Origin of the sequence: Actimicrobium sp. GrIS 1.19 (assembly GCF_035984655.1) — a bacterium.
In the GTDB taxonomy this organism is placed as follows: Bacteria; Pseudomonadota; Gammaproteobacteria; order Burkholderiales; family Burkholderiaceae_D; genus Actimicrobium.
Genome location: NZ_JAXCHT010000070.1, coordinates 1 through 3,324, shown reverse-complemented (window position 1 = coordinate 3,324; position 3,324 = coordinate 1). Strand labels below are relative to the sequence as shown.

4 protein-coding genes are annotated in these 3,324 nt (G+C 60.9%); all 4 read right to left on the bottom strand.

The window, feature by feature from the left end:
• Positions 1 to 120 precede the first annotated feature (120 nt).
• Genes RCH09_RS19490 through tnpA form a run of 4 tightly spaced genes read right to left on the bottom strand, consistent with a single transcriptional unit; the run spans position 121 to position 3,156 of the window.
• Entirely contained in the window at positions 121 to 723 is a 603-nt protein-coding gene (locus RCH09_RS19490; RefSeq protein WP_326942801.1) for a plasmid pRiA4b ORF-3 family protein, read from the bottom strand.
• A 56-nt stretch (positions 724 to 779) separates the two neighbouring features.
• Complete coding sequence (tnpC, locus tag RCH09_RS19485) at positions 780 to 2,351, bottom strand: IS66 family transposase (protein WP_326942800.1); 1,572 nt, start codon at positions 2,349 to 2,351, stop codon at positions 780 to 782.
• Positions 2,352 to 2,380: 29 nt separating this feature from the next.
• Complete coding sequence (gene tnpB / locus RCH09_RS19480) at positions 2,381 to 2,728, bottom strand: IS66 family insertion sequence element accessory protein TnpB (protein WP_326942799.1); 348 nt, start codon at positions 2,726 to 2,728, stop codon at positions 2,381 to 2,383.
• The gene (tnpA, locus tag RCH09_RS19475) at positions 2,725 to 3,156 is read right to left on the bottom strand and encodes an IS66-like element accessory protein TnpA (protein WP_326942798.1); all 432 of its coding nucleotides are present in this window, start codon (positions 3,154 to 3,156) and stop codon (positions 2,725 to 2,727) included. The genes tnpB and tnpA overlap by 4 nt, the downstream gene beginning before the upstream one ends.
• Positions 3,157 to 3,324: the final 168 nt, after the last annotated feature.

Here is a 3,324-nt window from a genome sequence, read left to right as displayed (position 1 = left end):
TCCCTCGTCGTCATCTGATTGCGATCGAATTCCTCATGAAAAAAAGTTAACAGAACTGCTGAGGGTTTACAAGTAATTTGTGGGTAATTGAAAGCGCATCAGCACCGTCTTGACGGCAACCTACTTCTTGCCCCATCCATTCCAGGCGAGCCGTGCCAAGGTGTTATTGGCAGTGCGCCTATCGAATGCTTCGGAATCAAATTCTCCGCCAACCCATTCCAGACATTCAAGTCCTTCGTCGCTGTTGCGGCGGTTGAGGATGGTATCGAGGAACGCTTCATAGCCACCGGGGCCCCCCACGTCTTCTGGTGGAGCCGCGCGCTTGCCATCGAGGATGCTCGCACCGTACATCGGCTCGGCCCGTGTCTCGATCGCTTCGACCTTGACGCTGTGTCGCCAGCTGTCGCCGAAGTCATAGAGATAGGTGAATTTCTGACCCGGGCGGACCAGCCGTTGCAACTTGACCTTGCGGTCGTCGAAGACTGGCGTGTCGCCCATTTCGTCCATGAAGTCGAGCACGTTCTCGTTGTCGAGCATCTGGTAGCTGCTGTCATCGATCACGAACTCATGCAGGTGCGAATCGGTCCAGCCGAACGCGACCTGGAAGATGTGATGCAGCAGCCGCAAGGTAATGTCGCCGTCGACGACGATGCGGCGCCAGATTGGCGGTTTGATGTCTTCGATGTGGACGTGCAGCGTAACGATCTTGCAGGACTTAGCCATAGCGGGTGGCGAGGTAAATGTCGAACCGGCACCTGCCGCATCCGGCCATGCCCTTGTCAGGAGATGGCAGGTCCCAGTGTAGCAGCGACATTCCAGGGCAGCAGCTCGTCGATCCGGTTGATCGGATGGTCGGCGATGTGCATGAGCACATGACGCAGGTAGGCTTCGGGATCGAGGCCATTGAGCTTGGCCGTGCCGATCAGTGCGTACATGGCGGCAGCGCGCTCGCCGCCGCTGTCGGCGCCGACGAACAAGAAATTTTTCCTGCCCAGGGCGACGCCGCGCAGCGCACGTTCGGCGGCATTGTTATCGATCTCGGCGATGCCGTGCTCACAGTACAGCAACAACGCCTGCCACTGGTTGAGGGCGTAATTGATCGCCCTGGTTGTATCGGACTTGGCCGACAGGGTCGGCAGGCGCGCCCGCAGCCACGCTTCGAAATCCACCAGCAATGGCAGCGCCTGTGCCTGCCGGATCTGACGGCGCACATCGGGTGGCTTGCCGCGCAGCGGCTCTTCGATGGCGTACAACGCACCGATGCGTCGCAGCACTTCCGTCGTAAACGCCGTTTCGTGGACGACATGGAGATCATGAAACTTGCGTCGGGTGTGCGCCCAGCAAGCGGCCTCGTGCACCCGTCCGGTGTCGTATATCGCATTGAACCCAGCGTACGCATCGGCTTGCAGGATGCCGTGAAATCCGGCCAGATGGGCTTGCGGATGGATGCCCTTGCGGTCTGGTGTGTAGGCAAACCAGACTGCCGGCGGGACCGACGAGGCCGTGCTGCGATCATCACGCACATAGGTCCAGAGTCGGCCGGTCTTGGTCTGGCCATTGCCGGCGGCGAGCACCGGCACTGTGGTGTCATCGGCGTGCAGTTTCGCACCCGCCATCACATGGCGACGCAACGCGTCAACCAGCGGCGCCATCAACGCACTGCAGGCGCCGACCCAGCGTCCCATGCTGGAACGGTCGATCTCGACACCCTGCCGGGCATAGATTACCGATTGCCGATACAGCGGCTGATGATCGGCAAATTTCGCCACCAGAATATGGGCCAGCAAACCGGGGCCGGCCACGCCGCGCAGAATCGGCCGGCTCGCTGCCGGCACTTGTACGATGCGGTCACAGCAGGCGCACGCCTTCTTGCGCCGGATGTGGCGGATCACCTTGAATGTCGTATTGAGAATTTCCAGCTGTTCGGAGATATCTTCGCCGAGTGCCTTGAGATGGCCGCCGCAGTCCGGGCACGCCGTGTCTGCCGGTTCCAGAATGCGCTCTTCGCGCGGCAGTTCGCGCGGCAAGGCATGTCGTGCCGAGGTCTTGGGCAGGGTAGCCGGACCGGTTGCCGGGTCCGCCTCAGCAGATAACGGCAGCGCATCGGCCACGCCTTCTTCGGCCAGCAGATCCTCCAGCCGGCATTCCAGTTTCTCGATCTGACGATCAATCTTCTCGGACTTGCGGCCGAACTGCATGCGCTGCAACTTGGCAATGAGCAGCTTGAGCTGTTCGACTTCCAGTGCGCGTGACGCCAGCGCCCGCGTCATCTGCGCCATCGATGCCTGCTGCGCCCGCACCATTGCCTTGAGGGCATCAATGTCGTCGGGCAGGTGCGAAGGAATGGGCATGCGCGGAGTTTACGCAGGTCCGTTCATGTTTACAACACCGATCGGGGTTGCCAGGTGCGTTGCGGCTGTCGCCAGTCGATCCCTTCGAGCAGCATCGACAACTGGGCCGGTGTCAGGCACACCGACCCGCTGGTGGCCTGCGGCCACACGAACCGCCCCTGTTCGAGCCGCTTGGCCAGCAGACACAAGCCATCGTTGGTGGCCCACAAGAGTTTGACAGTGTCGCCACGGCGACCACGGAACACGAAGACATGACCATTGAACGGATCGGCCGCCAGCGCAGTCTCCACCTTGGCGGCCAATCCCTGGAAGCCGCAGCGCATGTCGGTGATACCGGCGGCGATCCAGATCCGCGTGCCGGCAGGCAGGCCGATCATGTGCGGAAGTGGCGCAGTACTCTGGCCAGAACGGCGGCATCGACTGCGCCCTCCAGGCGCAAGGTCGCTGTGGCCAGGCTGATTTCGATGACGCCCGGCTGGCTTGCCGGCAGCGGCACCAGCGTCGTGGCAGGCACGATGACATCATTCCGGTTCGACTCCGGGGCTGGCATCGGCGCCAAGGCGCGAACGGCAGGCGTCATGTGGACTTCGACGAACGTTGACGGCGGTGCTTCCCGCATGTCAGGCGCCTCGGCAAGATGTACGCGTCGCCATTTGTGCAGCATGTTGGCGTTGATCCCGTTGTCCAGAGCCAAGCGTGCGACCGACACGCCGGGCATGCAAGCGGCTATCGCCAATTGCTTCTTGAAATCAACCGGGTAATTGCGACGGCCTTTGCGACTGCCGGATTTGATGCCTGTGTTCAAAGTGATCCCCGCTATTATTTGGTGGGCACCACTCTGGCGGGTCAATGCCGCGCTGTACAGACGGCATTGGTGAGCTTTCAATTACCCACAAATTACTTGTAAACCCTCAGCAGTTCTGTTAACTTTTTTTCATGAGGAATTCGATCGCAATCAGATGACGACGAGGGA